The sequence below is a fragment of the Mycobacterium sp. genome, from assembly GCF_008709575.1.
Taxonomy (GTDB): domain Bacteria; phylum Actinomycetota; class Actinomycetes; order Mycobacteriales; family Mycobacteriaceae; genus Mycobacterium.
Genome location: NZ_VYIK01000065.1, coordinates 1 through 19,475, shown reverse-complemented (window position 1 = coordinate 19,475; position 19,475 = coordinate 1). Strand labels below are relative to the sequence as shown.

At 67.0% G+C, this 19,475-nt stretch carries 20 protein-coding genes and 2 pseudogenes; 3 read left to right on the top strand and 19 right to left on the bottom strand.

All coding sequences use genetic code 11. The annotated features are described in order from the left end of the window. Positions 1-145 precede the first annotated feature (145 nt). A complete protein-coding gene (arsB, locus tag F6Q13_RS14245) occupies positions 146-1,249 on the top strand; it encodes an ACR3 family arsenite efflux transporter (RefSeq protein ID WP_293057633.1) in 1,104 nt (367 codons plus the stop codon). Here the strand turns inward: arsB and F6Q13_RS14240 are convergent. Genes F6Q13_RS14240 through arsD form a run of 3 tightly spaced genes read right to left on the bottom strand, consistent with a single transcriptional unit; the run spans position 1,233 to position 4,852 of the window. After that, complete coding sequence (locus tag F6Q13_RS14240) at positions 1,233-2,657, bottom strand: FAD-dependent oxidoreductase (RefSeq protein ID WP_293057630.1); 1,425 nt, start codon at positions 2,655-2,657, stop codon at positions 1,233-1,235. The genes arsB and F6Q13_RS14240 overlap by 17 nt on opposite strands. 10 nt (positions 2,658-2,667) lie before the next feature. Next, positions 2,668-4,434 (bottom strand): arsenical pump-driving ATPase, encoded by a 1,767-nt coding sequence (gene arsA, locus F6Q13_RS14235; RefSeq protein WP_293057627.1) that lies wholly within the window; start codon positions 4,432-4,434, stop codon positions 2,668-2,670. Positions 4,435-4,447: 13 nt separating this feature from the next. Next, positions 4,448-4,852, bottom strand: coding sequence for an arsenite efflux transporter metallochaperone ArsD (gene arsD / locus F6Q13_RS14230; RefSeq protein ID WP_293057624.1), 405 nt, complete (start codon positions 4,850-4,852; stop codon positions 4,448-4,450). Between the two features lie 216 nt (positions 4,853-5,068). On the opposite strand from arsD, the gene F6Q13_RS14225 reads away from it, so the two are divergent. Then, positions 5,069-5,428 carry a helix-turn-helix transcriptional regulator gene (locus F6Q13_RS14225; protein ID WP_293057621.1) on the top strand — a complete coding sequence of 120 codons (360 nt, stop codon included), beginning with the start codon at positions 5,069-5,071 and terminating at the stop codon, positions 5,426-5,428. Between the two features lie 135 nt (positions 5,429-5,563). After that, entirely contained in the window at positions 5,564-6,268 is a 705-nt protein-coding gene (locus tag F6Q13_RS14220; protein ID WP_293057642.1) for a phosphoadenylyl-sulfate reductase, read from the top strand. Between the two features lie 13 nt (positions 6,269-6,281). Here the strand turns inward: F6Q13_RS14220 and F6Q13_RS14215 are convergent, their stop codons facing one another. From F6Q13_RS14215 to rpsJ, 16 genes and pseudogenes are all read right to left on the bottom strand, one after another. After that, positions 6,282-7,655, bottom strand: a complete 1,374-nt coding sequence (locus F6Q13_RS14215) for a PPE family protein (RefSeq protein ID WP_293057618.1) — start codon at positions 7,653-7,655, stop codon at positions 6,282-6,284. A gap of 48 nt (positions 7,656-7,703) precedes the next feature. Next, a complete protein-coding gene (locus F6Q13_RS14210; protein WP_293057615.1) occupies positions 7,704-8,837 on the bottom strand; it encodes a PPE family protein in 1,134 nt (377 codons plus the stop codon). 103 nt (positions 8,838-8,940) lie between these two features. Continuing rightward, a pseudogene (locus F6Q13_RS14205) lies at positions 8,941-10,148 on the bottom strand (MFS transporter). A 15-nt stretch (positions 10,149-10,163) separates the two neighbouring features. Next, positions 10,164-11,132: a formylglycine-generating enzyme family protein gene (locus F6Q13_RS14200; RefSeq protein ID WP_293057639.1), complete on the bottom strand. Its 969-nt coding sequence runs from the start codon at positions 11,130-11,132 to the stop codon at positions 10,164-10,166. A 4-nt stretch (positions 11,133-11,136) separates the two neighbouring features. Continuing rightward, entirely contained in the window at positions 11,137-13,497 is a 2,361-nt protein-coding gene (locus F6Q13_RS14195; protein ID WP_293057613.1) for an arylsulfatase, read from the bottom strand. Between the two features lie 137 nt (positions 13,498-13,634). After that, positions 13,635-14,012: a 30S ribosomal protein S17 gene (gene rpsQ, locus F6Q13_RS14190; RefSeq protein WP_293057610.1), complete on the bottom strand. Its 378-nt coding sequence runs from the start codon at positions 14,010-14,012 to the stop codon at positions 13,635-13,637. Beyond that, positions 14,012-14,245, bottom strand: a complete 234-nt coding sequence (gene rpmC / locus F6Q13_RS14185) for a 50S ribosomal protein L29 (protein ID WP_293057607.1) — start codon at positions 14,243-14,245, stop codon at positions 14,012-14,014. The genes rpsQ and rpmC overlap by 1 nt, the downstream gene beginning before the upstream one ends. After that, positions 14,245-14,661: a 50S ribosomal protein L16 gene (gene rplP, locus F6Q13_RS14180; protein ID WP_293057604.1), complete on the bottom strand. Its 417-nt coding sequence runs from the start codon at positions 14,659-14,661 to the stop codon at positions 14,245-14,247. Before rplP ends, rpmC begins: the two co-directional genes overlap by 1 nt. A 3-nt stretch (positions 14,662-14,664) precedes the next feature. Next, entirely contained in the window at positions 14,665-15,495 is an 831-nt protein-coding gene (gene rpsC / locus F6Q13_RS14175) for a 30S ribosomal protein S3 (protein ID WP_293057601.1), read from the bottom strand. Between the two features lie 14 nt (positions 15,496-15,509). After that, a pseudogene (rplV, locus tag F6Q13_RS14170) lies at positions 15,510-15,974 on the bottom strand (50S ribosomal protein L22); the annotation flags it as partial. Further along, the gene (gene rpsS, locus F6Q13_RS14165) at positions 15,971-16,252 is read right to left on the bottom strand and encodes a 30S ribosomal protein S19 (protein WP_007167837.1); all 282 of its coding nucleotides are present in this window, start codon (positions 16,250-16,252) and stop codon (positions 15,971-15,973) included. The pseudogene rplV and the gene rpsS, both read right to left, overlap by 4 nt. A gap of 75 nt (positions 16,253-16,327) precedes the next feature. After that, positions 16,328-17,170, bottom strand: coding sequence for a 50S ribosomal protein L2 (gene rplB / locus F6Q13_RS14160; protein ID WP_293057595.1), 843 nt, complete (start codon positions 17,168-17,170; stop codon positions 16,328-16,330). Positions 17,171-17,191: 21 nt separating this feature from the next. Then, positions 17,192-17,494, bottom strand: a complete 303-nt coding sequence (rplW, locus tag F6Q13_RS14155; protein ID WP_293057636.1) for a 50S ribosomal protein L23 — start codon at positions 17,492-17,494, stop codon at positions 17,192-17,194. Continuing rightward, entirely contained in the window at positions 17,494-18,150 is a 657-nt protein-coding gene (gene rplD, locus F6Q13_RS14150) for a 50S ribosomal protein L4 (RefSeq protein WP_293057592.1), read from the bottom strand. The genes rplW and rplD overlap by 1 nt, the downstream gene beginning before the upstream one ends. After that, positions 18,150-18,803 carry a 50S ribosomal protein L3 gene (rplC, locus tag F6Q13_RS14145; protein ID WP_293057589.1) on the bottom strand — a complete coding sequence of 218 codons (654 nt, stop codon included), beginning with the start codon at positions 18,801-18,803 and terminating at the stop codon, positions 18,150-18,152. The genes rplD and rplC overlap by 1 nt, the downstream gene beginning before the upstream one ends. 10 nt (positions 18,804-18,813) lie before the next feature. After that, entirely contained in the window at positions 18,814-19,119 is a 306-nt protein-coding gene (rpsJ, locus tag F6Q13_RS14140; protein ID WP_003873519.1) for a 30S ribosomal protein S10, read from the bottom strand. Between the last annotated feature and the right edge of the window lie 356 nt (positions 19,120-19,475).

Sequence of the window (19,475 nt, the reverse complement as noted above, 5' to 3'; positions counted from 1 at the left end):
AAACTAGCTGAGGCACCACCACCGGCCACGCGCTCAAAGTACGTCAGGCACGTCGCCCGCTTGCCAGACGATTCGACATCAGTCAATATTGATGCATGTCGAATTGATGCCCGTGTCCCGTCACCGAGAGCGAGGTTTTCCTTCGATGAGCACGCAGCCAGGCACGTCCATTTCGGCCCCGGCGCCGACGCATGTCGTCGACAAGCTGTCGGTAGTGGACCGGTTTCTGCCGGTCTGGATCGCGCTGGCGATGGCGGCCGGGCTGGTGCTGGGGCGGGTGGTGCCGGGCCTGGGGAAGGCGCTGAGCGCGGTGTCGATCCACGGCACCAGTCTGCCGATCGCGATCGGGCTGCTGTTGATGATGTATCCCGTGCTGGCCAAGGTCCGCTACCGGGAGGTGGGGCGGATCACCGCCGACCGGCGAATGCTGGCGACCTCGCTGATCCTGAATTGGATCGTCGGTCCGGCCGTGATGTTCGCACTGGCCTGGCTGCTGCTGGCGGAGTTGCCCGCCTACCGCACCGGGGTGATCCTGGTCGGGCTGGCCCGCTGCATCGCCATGGTGCTGATCTGGACCGACCTGGCCTGCGGTGACCGGGAGATGGCCGCTGTGCTGGTGGCGCTCAACGCCGTGTTCCAGGTGTTGGCCTACGCCGCGCTGGGGGTGTTCTACCTCAACATCTTGCCCGGATGGCTGGGTCTGGCGACCCAGAGCCTGCACGTGTCCTTCGCCGAGATCGCGGTGACCGTGGCGGTGTTCCTGGGCATCCCGCTGGTAGCCGGCTACCTCACCAGGACGCTGGGTGAGCGCACCCGCGGGCAGGAATGGTACGAGTCGCGGCTGCTGCCGCGCATCGGCCCGATCGCCTTATACGGTTTGCTGTTCACCGTGGTGGTGCTGTTCGCGTTGCAGGGCAAGACCATCACGTCCCAGCCGCTGAACGTGGCCCGGATCGCGCTGCCGTTGCTGGTCTATTTCGCGGCGATGTGGGTCGCGGGGTTCGCCATCGGCCGGTGGCTGCGGTTGCCCTACGCCCGCACGGCGGCCCTGGCGTTCTCGGCGGCCAGCAACGACTTCGAGCTGGCGATCGCGGTGGCCATCGGCGTGTTCGGCGTCACCTCCGGTGAGGCCCTGGCCGGGGTGGTCGGCCCGCTGATCGAGGTCCCGGTGTTGCTGGGTTTGGTCTATGTGGCCCTGTGGCTTCGCCGCCGGCTCAGTTGGCCGCAGGACGTCACGGCGGCGGGCTAGACCAGGAGCACGCCGGCCGATGGTCGCGGACCCAATGTTGGGCTGCGAGTTGCACGGCGTCCCACGGTGATCCGAGCGGTGGCGTGTAGGACAGGTCGAGCTCGCTGATGGCGTCGACGGTCATGGCGTGATACAGCGCGGTGGCGAACGTGTCGACGCGCTTGGCGATTTCGGCGCTGCGGTGCCCGACCAGCTGGGCCCCGAGCAGCAGCCCGCTGCGTCGATCGCCGGTGATCCGCAGGTGCACGGGGGTAGCGCCGGGGTAGTAGGCCTTGTGGTCGTCGCAGACGCTGGCGGTGGTCACCGGCGCCCAGCCGCGCCCGGCGCTGCGGGCCTCGGGTTCGCGCAGGCCGGTGCGCGCGGCCACGAGGTCGAACACCTTGACCACCTGGGTGCCCAGGCTGCCGGCGAAGCGGGCGTCGCCGCCGAGCGCGTTCTCGCCGGCGACGCGGCCTTGTTTGTGCGCGGTGGTGCCCAGCGGTAGCCAGGTCGTGCCCAGCAGCCGGTGGTGGGTGTGCACGCAGTCGCCCGCGGCGAAGACGTCGGGCAGGTTGGTGCGCATGGCTTCGTCGACGACGATCGCGCCCTTGTGGCCGAGTTGGGCCCCGGCGCGCGCAGCCAGTTCGGTGTCGGGCCGCACCCCGACCACGACGAGAACGAGATCGACTGTGCGGCGGACTGTTTGGTCGTCGCGGCGGGCCGTCACGGTGAGCGCGCCGTTCGCTGCGCGCTCGACGGCGGTGACGGCGGTGCCGGTGAGCACGTCCACGCCGTGGCGGTGCAGTTCGGCGCGGATCAAGCCGCCCAGTTCGGGGTCGACCGTCGGCAAGACCTCGGGCAGGGCCTCGATCTGGGTGACGCGGATGCCGCGGGCGGTCAGCGCTTCGGCCATCTCCAGGCCGATGTAGCCGGCGCCGATGATGGCCGCGGTCTGCGGGGCGCGGGTGGTCAGCGAGTTCATCACCGCGAAGGTGTCGCCCATCGAGTGCAGCAGGTGCACACCGTCGTGCGGGCCCAGCGCGTCGGGTCCGATCAGACCGGGCAGCGGTGGTCGCGCGCTGACCGCGCCGGTGCCCACGATCAGCGCGTCGTAGCCCAGTTGGCCCACCACCCCGGAAGCGTCGACGATGTCGATGGTGTGCGCGTCGGCGTCGATGGCGGTGACCCGGGTGTCGGTGCGCAACCTCATGCCGGTGGCCTGCAGGTCGGCGGCGCTGCGGTGTGCCAGGTTCCGCCAGTGGGTGACCTCGCCGGAGACGTAGTAGGGGATGCCGCAGATGGAGAAGTTGGGGTAGGCGTCGGCGACGACGACGGTGACCTCGACGCTGGGGTCGAGTTCGCGGGCGCGCAGCGCGGCGCTGATGCCGGCGTCGCTGCCGCCGACCGCGATGACGTGACGGGTGGCCATGTGCGAACTCCTATTCGAGGGCTGCCGCGATGCGGTTCGCTCCGAGCGCTTCCAGATCGGCGACGGGGCGGGGTTCGGTGGCGAGCATCCGAACCAGCGCGGTGCGCTCGGCGAGCTCGGTTCGCACTGTGTCGATCAGCGGCAGCTCCGCGGCCGCGCGCGCCTGCAGCAGTGCTGAGCTCGGATTGGCCGCGGCCAACGAGTTGTTGATCACCCACGCCCAGGGGTGGATGCCGGCGCGTTCGAGTTCGGCCTGCAGGACTGCGGCTTCTGCGACCGGGGTCGTCTCGGCGAGCGTGACGATGATGACCTTGGTTTCCTGCGGGTTTTGCAGTCGCATCAGCGGTGTCACGAAGTGCGTGTTGCCCAGCTGGCGGGCCACCTCGCGATGGTAGGAGCCGGTGGCGTCGAGCAGCAGCAGGGTGTGCCCGCTCGGCGCGGTGTCGACGACCACGAACTGCCGTCGCGATTGCCCGATGACGCGGGAGAAGGCCTGGAACACGGCGACTTCTTCGGTGCAGGGCGAGCGCAGGTCTTCGGCGAGCATCGCGCGGCCCCGGGCATCGAGCGCGGCGCCCTTGGTGGCCAGCACGTGCTCGCGGTATCGGCGGGTCTCTTCGGCGGGGTCGATCCGCGACACCTGCAAGTTGGGCAGGGTGTCACCGATGGCAGCGCTGAGATCGCCGGCGGGGTCGGTGGTGGTGAGATGCACCGGGTGCCCGCGGCGGGCCAATGCCGCCGCGATCGCCGCGGCGATGGTGGTCTTGCCGACTCCGCCCTTGCCCATGCACAGGATCAGCCCGTGGTCGTGGCCGGCGAGCTCGTCGATCAGCTCAGCCAGGGCCGGGCCTGTGCGGTCGGATCGGGCCGCGGCGGCCGGCGCCGCAGCGGTGGGTGCGAACAGCGCGGCCACGGCGTCGAGGCCGACGACGTTGGTGGCCTTGAGCCCGACCTGGTCGATGGGCAGCGCGGCTAATTCGGCCGGCAGGTGCGCGATCGCATCCTGTTCACGGCGATAGATCGCCGTCGCCAGCGGGTCGCTGTCGTCGGCAGGGACCGGCAAGACCCCGTTGATCACGAGGTGTTGGCGGCGCAGCCCGATCGCGGCCAATTCGCGATGGGTGCGGGCGGTTTCGGCGAGCGCGGCTTTCTGGGCTCTCGAGACCAGTACCAGCCGGGTGCGTGCCGGATCGGCCAGCGCTGCCACGGCCTCGGCGTAGGCGGCGCGCTGCTTGTCCAGGCCGGACAAAGGTCCCAGACAGGAGGCGTCACCCTTGCCGTCGTTGAGAAAATCGGTCCACGACCCGGGCAGCTGCAGCAGCCGGATGGTGTGCCCGGTGGGGGCGGTGTCGAACAGCACGTGGTCGAAGCGTCCGACGTCACCGCCGGAATCGGTGAGCAGGTCGGTGAACTCGTTGAACGACGCGATTTCGGTGGTGCACGATCCGGACAGCTGTTCGGTGATCGCCCGGATCTCGGCATCGGGCAGCAGCCCGCGCACCGGAGCGACGATGCGTTCCCGGTAGGCGTCGGCCGCCTGCTGCGGGTCGATTTCCAACGCCGCCAGCCCGGCGACCGCGGGAATCTCGGTGACGACGTTGCCGATGCTCATCTCGAACACCTGCCCGATGTTGGATGCCGGATCGGTGCTGACCAGCAGGACCGTCTTGCCTTGGCGGGCCAGGGTGACCGCGGTGGCACACGCGATGGAGGTTTTGCCGACCCCGCCCTTGCCGGTGAAGAACACGAACCGGGGCGCATTGTCCAAAAACTTCATGGCGCAACCCGTCTCAACAGCAGGTGGTGTCGGCGCCGCCGCAGCACCCGCCTGCGCCTGTTTCGGTGATGTCGAGCATCGCCGGTGACGCGGGCCCGTCCGCCGCCACGCCGGCCCAGCGCGCCAGCTGGGCACGGTCGGGGTATCGACCGGTCATCACGGTGACGCCGTCCACCAGCACCAGCGGCAGCCCGTCGGAGCCGGCGATCTCCAAAAACGCCTTCACAGTGTGGTTTTCGGCGAACGCGAGGGGTTCGCTTGCCAGGTTGTAGCGCGCCACGTCACCGCCAAGGCTGCGGACGAAATCCATGTCGGCCGAAAACGTCACCAGGTCCTGGTCGACGTCCTCACCACACACGCCGGTCGCGCAGCACAACGCGGGTTCGAACACCTCGACTTTTACCGCGACTTTGCTCATTTCCAGCTCATTCCTACCTTCTCCGCTACGGGGGCACAATGCCGTCGGGGCCCTTCTCACAACCCTGCCCGGGACATTACATCGACTTAAATCGATAGATCAAGCTGATCTGACAATGTTGGCGCCGAAGATGATCGCTTAACACCCCACCAGCACAATGCTTTCATGCTTTGGCGATAGCTTGACGCCGACCGTTCATGCGTCTCTCATTGAAATATGTTGATCTCGACGCTAGGCGAAGTTGAGCAACGTGCTTCCGGAGCGGGCCCGCCACTCGACGTCGCCGAGGCAGCGGTGAAGCTCTTCGGTGATCCGTTGCGCGCGCACATCGTGCGCCTGCTCACCCGCGAGCAGATGTGCACCTGCCACCTGGTGCGCGACACCGGAGCGCGCCAGTCCACCATCAGCCACCACCTGCGTATCCTGCGCGAAGCGGGTTTCGTTGCCGCCGAGCCGCGCGGACGGTACACGTACTACCGGTTGCGGCCGGAGGCTCTGGCCGGCCTGACCGCCGGAATCGCGGAGCTCACCGTGCAGGCGCACCGAGCCCAAGCGGTGCGGCGGCCCTGTTCCTGACCCGACTGTGAACGCTCGCCGAGGTCTTGCGCCGATACCTCCCGCTGTCCAGGCGCCCAGCGACCCCGCGGCCTCGGCCCTGGCAGCCCGTTCTCACGGTGGATACCGTGGTAATGACAAACGCGACGATGGGAGATATGGGTGGCTCGTTCTTTTACCGAAGCGCAACTGCGTCAGCTCGCGGCGGACGGCGCGGCTCGCCTCGACGGTGCCAGCGCCGTCGACCTGCTGCGCTGGACCGATGAAACCTTCGGCGCCGACGGCTACGTGGTGGCCTGCAGCATGCAGGACGCGGTGATAGTGGACCTGGCCGCAAAAGTTCGTCCCGGCGTGCAGGTGCTCTACATCGACACCGGCAACGAATTCCCCGAAACCCTCGGCATGCGCGACGCGGTCGAAGCCAGCTACGACATCCGGTTGATGACCTTGCACCCTGAACCCGAGGTGCTGGCGCTGGGCACCAGCCTGTGCTACACCGACCCCGACGAGTGTTGCCGGCTGCGCAAAGTGGTCCCACTGACCAAAACGCTGCCCGACTTTTCCGCCTGGGTCACCGCGCTTCGCCGTGCCGATTCGCCGAGCCGTGCCAACGCGCCGCTGATCAGCTTCGACGAAAAATTCAAGCTGGTCAAGGTCAATGCGATCGCCGCCTGGTCGGACCAAGATCTCGATGATTACATCAGCAAAAACAAGGTCCTGGTCAATCCCCTGATGGACGAGGGCTACACGTCCATCGGCTGTGCCCCGATGACCACCAAACCGGCCCCGGGCGCCGACAAACGCAGCGGACGCTGGGCGGGGTTCGCCAAGACCGAGTGCGGCATCCACGTCCAGCCCTAGCCAACCGATTTCGTTAGGGCCTTTTCTTGTCGCCGGTATGGATGTGTACCGCATGGGTACCCGGTTTCTTCGAGAGTTGTTCCAGCAGACTCTCGAGGTGCGCCTTGTCGGTGTGCCAGTGCTGAACCGATTCGGGCTTCTGGGAGAGTTCGGCCAGGACCCGTTCGAATTTGCTGGGCTTCGAACCGTCCTTGCCGCGTGACGTTTCTGATCGGCGCATCGTTGTCACGTTGACCGCGGGCGGGATCGCCTTGCCGAGCGCGCCGCCGACCGCGCTTGCCAGGGTCATCTGGCCTGCCAGGCCTTCGATGGTCTTTGCCGCCACCACAGGGGCTGCCGCAGTGCCGGTACCGTGCAATCCGGAGGCAACCAGCTTGACCGTGGGCGTGGCCGCCGCCCAGCTCGGCGGTACCGATAACCCGCCCGCCAGCGCAGCGCTGCCCAGCTGCGCCGAGACCACCGGGGCGGCTGCCGCCAGGTCCGCATCCAGCGCCGTCATCGATGCACCAAATTGCGGCCCCGACGCTGCAGAAAGCCCCACCGAGGATATCGCGCCCTGCATCCACAAAATGTCGAGGTTCATCCCGAACATGGTGTTAACCAGGCCAGCAGCTCCCACCAGGACGCCTCTCAAGCTCGTATCCAGCAGATCAGCCGCGATCGACAACGGCGACGACGAACTCAACAGGTCGAGCAGCGACGTCATCGTCGGTGAGAACGTCTGCGCCGAAGTCGCGGCGTTATTCAGGATTGACGGTGTCGTGGACATCAGGTCGGCCAGCTGCGCGAGTACCGGCTGCACCCCGCCCGCGGACGCACCGATCTCCTGAGCGGCCGAGACGGCCGGGGTCGCGGCGCCGCCCCGATTTGTCGTGGGGGGCGCGGGTGTGAACGGCGCCAACCGGGTAGCGGCCGCGGACGACGCCGCGTAGTTGTACATTGCGGCGGCATCCTGAGCCCACATCTGCGCGTACTGTGCCTCGACCGCCGTGATCGCCTGCGCGTTGTGGCCGAAGGTGTTCGTCGCGATCAATGCCGCCAACTCGCTGCGATTGGCTGCGATCACCGCTGGGGGCACCGTCGCCGCAACGGCTGCCTGGTAGGCGCGGACGGCCATCCTGGCCTGGACGGCGGCTTGCTCGGCTCGCGCAGCGGTGTCGCGCAGCCATGCTGTATACGGTCTGGCTGCGGCCGCCATCCGCGCCGCCGAGGGGCCGAGCCATTCAGCCGACAGCGACGACAGTACCGACGCGTAAGAATCTGCCGCGGAGCGCAGTTCGGCGGCGAGGATATCCCACGCCGCCGCGGCCTGCGACATGGATTCGGACCCGGCGCCGGCGTAGATACGGCCGGAATTGATTTCCGGCGGCAACATCCCGTAGTCCATCCCTGCCCCTTCGGTCTAGGGTGCCGCGTTGCACCGTGCGGTCACGGGTTATTCGTCGTTGTCTTCGGTTATCAGGATGATGTTTATGGTCGCATCGTCTGCCGGCGCAGCATCCGCGGTGCGCACTTTGCCCGCTGAGGCGGCGCCGGCGCCGGTCCCGACGATCGCCCGTCCGGCCAGGCCGGAGAGCGCCATGTCACCGAACAGGTTTCCTTCCTCGGCGGCAGTGACCGCTGCCGCGGCCGCAGCCGGATCCGACACCGGCACCAGCACTGCAACCGGCTTGATTTCCGGGGCCGCCAGCACCCAACTATGCGGGACGGACATGGTACTGACCAAAGCCGCACGGCCCACACTGACTGACACCGGGGCCGGCGTTGCCGAGCCGGCCAGCACACCTCCGGAACCAGACCCGCCCGGCACGAGACCCAGCACGACTTGGTCGAACTTGCCGGCCACGTTCGCAAAGTTGACCCCGGTTTGGACGACCGAGTACATCAACAGGCTGACCAGCTCGCCTTCGGGAGCCCCGGACAACAAATCGATGGGCGACAGCGACCCGATGGTGACATTTGTCAGCACGTCCACGAGCGACGGCGGGTCGGCCGCCGCCGGGGCTGCCATGGCGTGCACTGACTGGGGAACCGAGGACAGCAGAGCCGGCAACGTCTGTGCCGGTGTCTGGGCGGCGCGAGTGACTGCTGCGGCCTGCGCACCCAGACTGGTGGAGTTGGTGGTAGGCGGCGGCTCGTCGAACGGAGCCAACGCGGATGCCGCCGAAGCGGACCTGGCGTAGCCGTACATCGCCGCGGCGTCTTGCTCCCACATCTCGGCGTAATCGAGTTCGGTAGCGGCGATAGCCGGGGTGTTCTGCCCGAAAATATTGGTTGCCACCAGCGATGCCAACAAGCTGCGATTGGCCGCCACGGCCGCCGGCGGCACGGTGGCGGCAAATGCGGCCTCGTAGGCGGCCGCCGCGGCACGGGCTTGGGCCGCGGTTTGACGCGCACGGACGGCGGTGGTGTCGAGCCATGTCGTATACGACCGGGCCGCGGCGGCCATCGCCGCGAACGACAAGCCGTGCCATCTGCCGGCCAGCCCAGACGTCATCGACGAGTACGCGGCCGCCATGATCTCCAACTCCGCGGCCACACCGTCCCACGCGGCGGCGGCGGCCAGCATGGGGCCTGACCCCGGACCCGTATACAAAAGACCAGAATTGACCTCTGGCGGCAATACTGCAAAATCCATTCGAATCGTTGCGATAGCCTACCTCGTGCTCGCGTTATCGCCGGCCGGACGGCCGCACGTACCGGGCCCACGTCACGATCGTGGGCCGAAGTAGCACACCAAAAATGCCACGAATGCCGGCGTCTCGGTGCCGGTGCTCGCATATGACTGCCGCAGGGCCACGTTAGTCCCCATGGCTCCGAGCGCGCCGATCGTGCCGGCGAGTGCGATCAACGCACCTGTCAGCCCTGACACGGGCCCGCCGGGGCCACCCGCGAGGTCGTCGTATCGGCTCGCGCCGACCAGCAATCCGCCGGCCAGGGTCGACCCGCCGAAGATGCCCAGCGTGACCCGGCCACCCCCGAAGCGGTCACTCACTGCACCCCCACCGACCCGTGCCAGCGATCCCAGCAGCGGCCCGGCGAAGGCGATCTCGGCGGCGTGCAATGACGCGCTTGCGTGGCTTTGACCGCTGGCGAGGAAGTTGATCTGCAACACCTGACCGAAGGCGAACGCGAAACCGAGGAAGGAACCCGAGGCGATCATGTACAACAGCGAGATCACCCACGTGTCGGGTACCCGCAGGACAGATATCAAGTCGGCCGCGTTGACGCGACGAGCGATGTTGTCCATTCCCAGCGCCGCGCCGACACCGACCACGGCCAGCAACGTCGAGTAGATCGCGCAGATCCAGTACGGTGCTGCATGACTAGCGGTGGCCAGCGCCAATAAACCGACTAACTGGATGGTTGCCGCCCCGAGATCGGCGACACCGCCGGTAAGACCCAGCGCCAAACCCTTGCGCCGGTGCGGGTAGAGCGCGTCGGCGTTGGTCAGCGACACCGAGTAACTGCCGCCGCCCAATCCGGTCAGGGCTGCGCACAGCAAATACGGCCAGAACGGCAAACCGGGATGCGCCAGCAGCACCATGGTCCCGACGGTGGGGACCAGCAGCACCACCGACGAGAACGTCATCCAGTTGCGACCGCCGAACCTCGCCGCAGCGATCGTGTACGGGATGCGCGCGAGCGCCCCCACCAGGATCGCGGTGGCGGTCAGCAGCAACTTGTCGCCGGGCTTGAAGCCGTAGACCGACTGCGGCATGAAAAGCACGATGACCGACCACAGGTACCAGATTGATGAGGCGACGTGCACCGTGGCGATCGACCAGATCAGGTTTCGCCGGGCGATGACGTGGTTGCCGGCATGCCAGGCGGTGGCGTCTTCTGGATCCCACTCTTCGATGCGCTGGATCTTTGCCACGTGGCGTGGGGCCTTTCACCGAAGCTCTCTTCGCGGGCGGGATGTAGAGGTGTCCTGACCCTGATGCCGCCCGCCTGCGTTCGTGATTCTATGCGCTGGCTGCCGCGCATCCGCCACGCAGCGGAACCCGATGTGGGTGGTCGCGGTGTCCTGCGACTGCGGTGACCGCGCCGCCGGACGGTAACGGTGGCAGTATTCCGGCGCGCACAGGTGTGACCCGCCCTTGAGCGTCTGGCTGACCGTCGGATCCGCCGGGCCCGACGGTGCGCAGCACGGCTTCGGCGCCTGATCGAGCCGATGGTGCGCCGAGAACTCGGTGGTGGTCCACTCCCATACGTTGCCGATCATGTCGATCAGACCGAAGGCGTTGGGCGGGAATATGCCCACCGGGGAGGTTCCCGTCCAGCCCAGAGCGCCGTCGTTGCGGTACGGGAACCTGCCCTGCCAGGTGTTGGCCATCAGCTGCCCGCCGGGCTTCTCCTCGTCACCCCAGGCATACGTCGTGCTCAACCCGCCGCGACAGGCGTATTCCCACTCGGCCTCGGTCGGCAACCGCCGCCCGGCCCAGCGGGCGTAGGCCGCGGCATCGGGATAGGCCACCTGGACCACGGGATGGTCGGCTTTGTCCGCGATGTCACTGTCGGGCCCGAACGGGTGTCGCCAGCTGGCGCCCGGCGCCCAGCACCACCACCGTCGCCAGTCACTCAGGTCGACCGGTCCCGGCGTCGGGCGGAAAGCCAGCGCACCCGGAGTCAGACTGTCAGGATCCACTCCCGGGTAGAGCCGGGGATCGATCGGTTGTTCGGCTACCGTGAGGTACCCCGTTGCGGCGACGAATTCCGCGAACTGGGCATTGGTCACCGGGTGGCGTTCCACCGCGAACGCGCGCACGGTCACGGTGTGGATCGGCGCCTCTTCGGGGTAAAAGCTCGTCGAGCCCATCCGAAACGATCCGCCGGGCAGCTCGACCAGCTCGGTCAGGATGTCTTCAGTCACGCGAAAAAGCCAGCGCCAGTTCCTTTTCCAAGTCTTGGTACGGTGCACCCGAGGTGTCGACCGTCACCTGTGCGATGGTACCGCCGGTGAAGGCGAACGGCGCCTGGTAGCGGCTCGACACCGCCGAGCCGGCGTTGTACCCGACGCTGAGCATCGCGCCGGCCAAGCCGAATGTTGCCGGGTGGGTGATCATCTGCGGCTCCGTGGCGACCGCGGTGTCGTCGACGAACAGCGTGGCCTCCCCCAGCGGGGTGTGGCTGTTGTCCATTGTTCCGGTTCGGGTATAGCGGACACCGAGAAGGTGTCTGCCCAACGGCACGGCTTCGGGCGCGGAAATCGCCTGCTCGCGCTCGCCCAGGAAGTTGTAGACGTAGTGCAGTCTCCCGTCTCGGATGAACAGAACATGCCCGCCGTGAGCGCCGCCCTGCTTGAACAGCACACCTTCGGCTGCGGCGCTGTCCACCCTCACCTCGGCCAGCACCGAGAACGACTGCCCGCGCAATTCGACGGCGGCGCCGATGCCCACGGCGGCCGTATCGGGGTAGTAGGTATAGGTACGTCGCTCCCCGGTCAGTGAAGGCCGCCACCGCGACATCGTTTCGACGATGTTCAGGTCCGCCAGCGGCAGCCCGTCGTACTTGGCGGCCTCGGAGAACCACAGGCCTTTGAGCTGCTCGAGCTTGTCCGGATGCTCGGCGGCCAGGTCGTGGCACTGGCTGCGGTCGGCTGCGATGTGGAACAGCTCCCAGCGGTCGGCGTCGAAATGCGACCACCCCGACGGCGCGGCGGCGTGCACGGCGCTGGCGAACCATCCCCGGTGCCAGATGCCCCGGGTGCCCAGCATCGTGTAGAACTGGGTGTCCTTGCCGGTATCGGCGCCCGGATCGGCAAGGGCGGCTTTGAAACTCACGCCATCCAGCGGCTTCTGGGTGATTCCCTTGACAGTGTGCGGCGGGTCGATGCCCAGCAGGTCGTAGACCGTGGGGGTGATGTCGCAGACATTGATGTAGTGGTCGCGAACTTCTCCGTGGGCCGCGATCCCGTCGGGCCAGGAGATGATGGCCACATCGGCGATGCCGCCCTCATGTGAGGCGTAGCGCTTGTACAACTTGTAGGGAGTGTTGAAGGCCATCGCCCACCCGATCGGGTAATGAGGATAGGTCTGCGGGCCACCGAGACGCTCGAGGTACCGCATGCTCTCTTCGGCGGTGTCGATGTAGCCGTTGAAGAACTTGGTCTCGTTGACCGAACCGTTCGGTCCGCCCTCGCCGCTGGCCCCGTTGTCGGAGATCACCACGACGAGGGTGTTGTCCAGCTGTCCGGACTCGTCGAGATAGTCCAGGATCCGCCCGATCTGGGCGTCGGTGTAGCTCAGGAAACCCGCGAACACCTCGGCCATCCGGCAGAACAGCTTCTCCTCGTCGGCGCTGAGCGTCTCCCACGGGCGCACGGTGTCCTGCAGCGGCCACGGCTGGCCTTGCGGACCCGTCACATCCCGGCACGGGTTCACCGGCGAGAGTTCGGTCTCGGCCGGCACGATACCCATCGACTTCTGCCGCTCCAGGACGATTTCGCGGTACTTCTCATATCCCATGTCGAAACGGCCGGCGTATCTGTCGGCCCACTCGGGCGCGACGTGGTGTGGAGCATGCCCGGCGCCGGGGCACAGGTAAGCGAACCAGGGCTTGTCCGGGGCGATCACCTTGGCGTCGCGGATGAACTCGATCGTCTTGTCGGCGATGTCCTTGGACAGGTGATAACCCTCGCCCGGGGTGGCCGGCGGCGACACCGGATGGTTGTCATAGACCAAGTCGGGATACCACTGGTCGGTCTCACCGCCGAGGAACCCGTAGAAACGCTCGAAACCTCGCGACAGCGGCCAGTGCCGCTTCGTCGCGGCCAGGTTGGACTCCTCCAGCGGCGTCAGGTGCCACTTGCCGATCGCGTAGGTGTTGTAGCCGTGCTCGGCGAGCACCTCCGATGCCAGCGCGGTCTGGGCCGGGATCCGTCCGTGGCAGTTGGGGAAACCGTCGGTGAATTCTTCGATGGTCGCCATGCCCACCGTGGTGGGGTTGCGGCCGGTCAACAGGGCCGCCCGGGTCGGCGAGCACAGCGCGGTGGTGTGGAACTGGGTCAGCCGCACTCCCCGCTCGGCGATCCGGGTCATGGCCGGCATGTCGACCAGTCCACCAAAACAGTCCCAGGTCGCGATGCCGACGTCGTCCCAGACCAGATAGAGGACATTGGGCGCGTTCTTTGGAGCGGTCGGTGCTGCATAGGGACCCCAATCCGGTTGAGAATCGCGAATGTCCAGCGCTATCTTTCCCGTGAACTGCTGCGCCCCGGTTGTCATCGCCGACCCTTTCTCGCACTCGCGCGGATCAGATGGCGTGACACTACACCGGCCGGTGCCGCCATGTTGAACTCATCGCCGAAGCCGGCATCCTCGCAGAAAAACCCTGCTGCGCGAGGCTGTAAGGTGGACGTGACTTATTTAGCCCGCTCCAGGATCTCGACCAGCCGCCAGCGCTTGGTCGCCGACAGCGGGCGGGTTTCCATCAGCGACACCCGGTCACCGACACTGGCAATGCTGTTCTCGTCGTGCGCCTTGACTTTTTTGGTGGTCCGGATGACCTTGCCGTACAGCGGATGCTTCATCCGGTCCTCCAGTTCGACCACGATGGTTTTCTGCATCTTGTCGCTCACCACCAGACCGACCCGGGTCTTGCGCCGGCCCCGCGGCTTGGGGGTGCGCGGAGTGTGCTTGGGGCCCTTGCCGTCGCCGGGCTGGGCAGCGTCGTTGGCGCCGGCCTTTGTGGGAGTGGCTTTCTTCGCAGCGGCCCCCTCAGCAGTCTTCGCCTCTGCCATCACGATTCCTCACCCTCGGGCCCGGACGCCAGGCCGAGTTCACGTTCCCGCAGCACGGTGTAGATGCGCGCGATTTCCCTGCGCACCGTGCGGATTCGACGGTTGTTGTTGAGTTGCCCGGTCGCGATCTGGAAGCGCAGATTGAATAGCTCCTCCTTGGATTCACGAAGCCGGTCGATCAGCTCTTCGCCGGTGAGCTCGCGCAGTTCGCCGGCGGAAACACCGACAGCCATCAGAACTGCTCCTCTCGGGTGATGATGCGTGCCTTGATCGGCAGCTTGTGGATCGCTCTGGTCAACGCCGCCCGGGCGACCGATTCGTTGGGGAAGCTGAGCTCGAAAAGCACCCGGCCCGGCTTGACGTTGGCGACCCACCATTCCGGTGAACCTTTACCCGAACCCATGCGCGTCTCCGCCGGCTTCTTGGTCAGCGGGCGGTCCGGGAAGATGTTGATCCACACCTTGCCGCCGCGCTTGATGTGCCGGTTGATGGCGATGCGCGCGGACTCGATCTGCCGGTTGGTGATGTAGGCATGCTCGAGGGCCTGAATGCCGTAGTCGCCGAAGGTCACCGTCGTGCCGCCGCTGGCGATGCCGCGTTGACGGGGATGATGCTGCTTGCGGTGCTTGACCTTGCGGGGGATCAACATGACTCAGGCCTCCGTGCTCGGTGTCTCCGGGGCCGGTTCCCCGGCGGTCGCGGCAGCGTCCTCGGCACCGGAGGCGGCCCGCCCGGCCTCGGTGCTCGTCGCCGTGGTGCCCGCGGCGCCGCTGCGCCGCGGGCGGGTGCCCGACGGTCGCTCACGTCGCGGACGCTCCCCGCCGCCGGCCGCCGGAGCAGCCAATTCGCGCTTGCCGCCGACGATGTCGCCCTTGTAGATCCACACCTTCACGCCGATCCGCCCGAAAGTGGTCTTGGCCTCATACAGGCCGTAGTCGATGTCGGCGCGCAGCGTGTGCAGCGGGACCCGGCCTTCCCGATAGAACTCCGAGCGACTCATCTCCGCGCCGCCAAGGCGACCCGAGCACTGCACCCGGATGCCCTTGACGTTGGGCTGGCGCATCGCCGACTGGATCGCCTTGCGCATGGCACGCCGGAACGCCACCCGGTTGCTCAGCTGTTCGGCCACGCCCTGGGCCACCAACTGCGCCTGCGCCTCGGGGTTTTTCACCTCCAGAATATTGAGCTGCACCTGTTTGCCGGTCAGCTTTTCCAGATCCGCGCGGATACGGTCGGCCTCCGTGCCGCGACGGCCGATGACGATGCCCGGCCGAGCGGTGTGGATGTCGACCCGCACCCGCTCGCGGGTGCGTTCGATCTCCACGTCGGCGATCCCCGCCCGCTCCAGACCGCTGGCCAGCAGGCGCCGGATCGCGACGTCTTCCTTGATGTATTCGGCATACTGTTTGTCGGCATACCACCGAGACTTCCAGTCGGTGGTAATGCCGAGCCGGAAGCCGTGCGGATTGATCTTCTGGCCCACTACCGCGAGCCTCCCTTCGCAGTTGCCTTTTTCGCCGGCGCCTTGGCGGCTGCTTTGCTGGCCTGCGCGCGACGTGCCCGCGCCGACTGCGACCGCTGATCTTTCACCGGCCGGCTTTCCACCACCACCGTGATGTGGCTGGTGCGCCGGCGGATCCGAAACGCCCGGCCCTGGGCGCGCGGGCGGATCCGCTTGGCCGTCGGGCCGCCGTCGGCGTAGACGGTGGCGACCACCAGCGTCGCCGGATCGAGGCCGTTGTTGTTCGCCGCGTTGGCGGCCGCGCTGGCGATCACCTTGGCCACCGGCACGCTGGCCGCCTGCGGCGCCCAGCGCAGGATGTCGAGAGCCTCGGTCACGGACTTGCCGCGCACCAGGTCGATCACCCGGCGGGCCTTGGTCGGCGAGACCCGCACAAACCGTGCCTTGGCGGTCGCGGAGGGGAATTCCGTGGTTCCCGTTGCCCCAAGAGTCTTTGTCATCGCCGCTTGGCTTTCCGGTCGTCTTTGATGTGTCCCTTGAAGGTGCGGGTGGGCGCGAACTCGCCGAGTTTGTGACCGACCATCGCCTCGGTGACGAACACCGGCACATGCTTGCGACCGTCGTGGACCGCGAACGTGTGGCCGATGAAGTCCGGGATGATGGTGGAACGCCGCGACCAGGTCTTGATGACCTGTTTGGTGTTCTTCTCGTTCTGTGCGTCGACCTTCTTGAGCAGATGGTCGTCGACGAACGGACCTTTCTTCAGGCTTCGTGGCATGTTCGACTACTCCTGGCCTTCACTCATTGCCCGGCTCCTCCTCATCACGCTGCGCGCTCTGCATCGTCACCGGCGCTAACGTCCGTGCTTCTTGCCGGTGCGCCGACGTCGGACGATGAGTTTGTCGCTGGGCCGGTGCGGTTTGCGGGTCCGGCCTTCGGGCTTGCCCCAGGGGCTGACCGGGTGGCGTCCGCCCGAGGTCTTGCCCTCACCGCCGCCATGGGGGTGGTCCACCGGGTTCATCACCACACCACGCACCGACGGACGCTTGCCCTTCCAGCGCATCCGGCCGGCCTTGCCCCAGTTGATGTTGGCCTGCTCGGCGTTGCCGACCTCGCCGATCGTGGCGCGGCACCGCACGTCGACCCGGCGGATCTCACCGCTGGGCATTCGCAGCGACGCGTAACTGCCCTCCTTGCCAAGCAACTGGATGCTCGACCCAGCCGAGCGGGCCAGCTTGGCGCCGCCGCCGGGCCGCAGCTCCACCGCGTGGATCAGGGTGCCGGCGGGGATGTTGCGCAGTGGCAGATTATTACCCGGTTTGATGTCGGCGTTAGCGCCCGACTCCACCACGTCGCCCTGCGAAAGTCCTTGTGGCGCGATGATATAGCGTTTTTCGCCATCGATGTAGTGAAGCAGCGCGATGTTGGCGGTGCGGTTCGGGTCGTACTCGATGTGGGCGACTTTCGCGTTGACGCCGTCCTTGTCGTTGCGACGGAAGTCGATCACCCGGTAGGCGCGCTTGTGCCCACCGCCCTGGTGCCGGGTGGTGATCCGGCCGTGCGCGTTACGCCCGCCGCGTCCGTGCAGCGGCCGCACCAACGACTTCTCCGGCCGTGAGCGGGTGATCTCGGCGAAGTCGGAGACACTCGCGCCCCGACGACCCGGAGTCGTCGGCTTGTACTTGCGAATTCCCATGTCGTGTCCCTCTGTCCTCGGCTACGCCGTTGCCCCGAAAAGGTCTATCGGCTTGCTGCCCGGCGCCAGGGTGACGAGGGCGCGTTTGGTGCTCTTGCGCCTGCCGTATCCGCTCCTGGTGCGCTTGCGCTTGCCCTGCCGGTTCGCGGTGTTCACCGCGGCCACCTTGACCGAGAAGATCTTCTCGATCGCGATTTTGATCTGCGTCTTGTTCGAGTCGGGGTGCACCAAAAAGGTATAGACGTTGTCGTCGATCAGGCGGAACGACTTCTCCGAGATGACCGGCGCCACGATGATGTCACGAGGGTCGGTAACGGTCGCCATCAGCTGCAAACCTCCTCGGCGGACTTCGTGTTCGCGGCGATGTAGGCGTCCAAAGCCTCGACGGAGAACACCACATCGTCGGCGCGCAGCACGTCATAGGTGTTGAGCTGGTCGGGAGCCAGCACGTGCACCCCGGGCAGGTTGCGCACGCTCTTGGCCCCGGTCTCGTCACTACGCCCGATCACCACCAGTATCTGCTTGCGGTCGGTCAGTGTCGCCAGAAACGCCTTGGCGCTCTTGGTCGACGGCGTTTGACCCGAAACCAGCTCGGTGACGGCGTGGACCCGGCCGTTGCGGGCGCGGTCGGACAAAGCTCCCCGCAGTGCGGCGGCGATCATCTTCTTCGGGGTCCGCTGGCTGTAGTCACGCGGCCTGGGGCCGTGCACGACGCCACCACCGGTGAACTGCGGCGCGCGCGTCGAGCCCTGCCGGGCCCGGCCGGTTCCCTTCTGCCGGTAGGGCTTGCGGCCACCGCCGCGGACATCGCCGCGCGTCTTCGTCGAATGCGTACCCTGCCGAGCCGCCGCCAACTGTGCGGTGACCACTTGGTGCATCACGGCGATGTTCGCCGGCGCGTCGAACAGCTCGGCCGGCAACTCCACCGAGCCCTCGGTCTTTCCGTCCGGCGTTTTCACGTCAATCACGACGGCGGCCATTACTTCTCACCTCGTTTGATCGCGGTGCGAACCATGACGAGTCCGCCGGTGCGGCCGGGAACTGCGCCCTTGATCAGCAGCACGCCGTGTTCGGCGTCGACCTTGTGGACCAGCAGGTTCTGCGTGGTCACCCGGTCGTTGCCCATCCGGCCGGCCATCCGGGTACCCTTGAATACCCGCGCCGGGGTGGCGCAGCCGCCGATGGACCCCGGCCGGCGGTGCACGGCCTGGGCGCCGTGGCCGGCGCCCTGGCCGCGAAAGCCGTGCCGTTTCATGGTGCCGGCGAAGCCCTTGCCCTTGGAGGTGCCGGTCACGTCGACGTAGCTTCCCTCGGCGAAGATCTCGGCGGTCAGCTCCTGGCCCACTTCGTACTCGGCGGCCGCCTCGGCATCGTCGAGCCGCAGCTCGGCCAGGTGCCGACGGGGATTGACCCCGGCAGCGACGTACTGACCGGTCAACGGCTTGTTGACCTTGCGCGGGTTGATCTCGCCGTAGGCCAGCTGCACCGCGCTGTAGCCGTCCCGCTCGGGTGTGCGGATTCGGGTCACCACGTTGGGGCCGGCCTTGACCACCGTGACCGGGACAACCCGATTGTTGTCGTCGAACACCTGCGTCATGCCCAGCTTGGTGCCCAGGATGCCCTTTCTGGCCATACCAAAACTCCTACTGGATGTTGACGTCGACGCTGGCCGGCAGGTCGATGCGCATCAGCGCGTCGACGGTCTTCGGTGTCGGATCGAGGATGTCGATCAACCTCTTGTGCGTGCGCATTTCGAAGTGCTCCCGGGAGTCTTTGTATTTGTGCGGAGAGCGGATGACGCAGTACACGTTCTTCTCGGTCGGCAGCGGCACCGGCCCCACCACGCTGGCGCCCGTCCGGACGACCGTCTCGACGATCTTGCGCGCCGAGGCGTCAATGGCCTCGTGGTCGTAGGCCTTGAGCCTGATGCGGATCTTTTGTCCCGCCACGCTGTCTCTACCTCACTCTCCGATGTCCGGAACTCTCCGATGTCCGGACCCGCACGCTACGCCGACTGGCGTCACGCCCGACACTGCGCCGCTGTTCATCTGTCGTGGTCCACCGGCCCCTGCGGTCGGGCGTCGCCCGCACGCAGCCCTGGCGCGCGCGTGTCACGGCCAAATCTCGTCGCGCTCCGAGGAGGGGACCGGACGCGCCCGTTCGGGCGCCGGTCGTATGCCTGGCCAGGCGCTAACCAAGCGCGAGGCAACCTGAACAGTATGCCTGAAGATCGGGGCGTGGGCAAAATGCCGACGTGCCTGACGTACTTTGAGCGCGTGGCCGGTGGTGGTGCCTCAGCTAGTTT